Here is a 586-nt window from a genome sequence, read left to right on the forward strand (position 1 = left end):
GGCCGCATCACGCTCGGGACGGTCGCCGCCCTGGGCGGCGCGTTGCTGGTGGCTTTCGGACCACTGTCGTCCGCTGTCAACCTGCGTGCGGAGCTCGCGGGTGCGGGCGCGTCCTTCCGGCGGATCTTCTCCCTGCTTGACGTCCCGCAGGACGAGGTACGCCTGAGGTTCGAAGGGGCCCGGGCCCCCGCGCTGACCGTCCCCCGCGCACCGCGGTCCGGGACGGAACCGGTGCCGGCAGCCGCTCGCCGGGGAGTCGATGCCGGCCGGGGACTCGATCTGACGTTCGACGACGTATGGTTCTCTTACGATCTCGCCACGGCCGAGGACCGGCCGGACGGCGACTGGCCGGACGACGACCCGACGTGGAACCTGCGCGGGGTGACCCTGAAAGTCACCGCGGGGACGACGACGGCAATCGTCGGGGCCAGCGGGGCCGGCAAGACGACCATCGCCTATCTGGCCAGCGGCATGCACCGGCCGCGGCGCGGCGGCATCCGTCTCGGCGGGGTTCCCCTCGACGACATCCCGCCGGATCGTCTGCACACGATGATCGGCGTCGTCCCTCAGCTTGTCGTTTAACCTT

At 71.3% G+C, this 586-nt stretch carries 1 protein-coding gene; it reads left to right on the forward strand.

The genetic code is table 11. The features are described 5' to 3' along the window. On the forward strand, window positions 1-582 hold a 582-nt coding region (locus AC08ON_RS18055; RefSeq protein ID WP_476617428.1), incomplete at its 5' end, for an ATP-binding cassette domain-containing protein. Window positions 583-586 lie beyond the last annotated feature (4 nt).

The organism is Frankia sp. CoWAU3, from assembly GCF_977971855.1.